We start from the raw sequence: 242 nt of genomic DNA, 5'->3' as shown, positions 1-242 counted from the left end.
TGGGGGTTTCTCCAGGCGGGTGATGCTCAGGTTGAGTCGGTGGACCTCGGTGTGGTGGTGCTTGCACAACACCGCGGCGTTGCTGAGAGAGGTGGCACCTGTGTCTCGGTCCCACCAGCGGATGTGGTGCACCTCGCAGCGGGACGCGTGCTGGTCGCACCCGTTCCAGGTGCACTGCCCGTCGCGCACGATCGCGGCGCGTCGTTGCGCGGTGGTGAACAACCGCTTGGTGCGGCCGACGT

At 67.4% G+C, this 242-nt stretch carries 1 protein-coding gene; it reads right to left on the bottom strand.

Features of this window, described 5'->3' with window-relative positions:
- Window positions 1–242 (bottom strand): HNH endonuclease signature motif containing protein (locus tag HP550_RS21865; protein WP_210767468.1); only part of this gene is annotated, 242 nt, incomplete at both ends.

Source organism: Cellulomonas humilata (genome assembly GCF_013359775.1).
GTDB classification, from domain to species: Bacteria; Actinomycetota; Actinomycetes; order Actinomycetales; family Cellulomonadaceae; genus Cellulomonas; species Cellulomonas humilata.
Note: the sequence above shows the minus strand (reverse complement) of the source record. Positions and strands in the feature narration are given on the sequence as shown.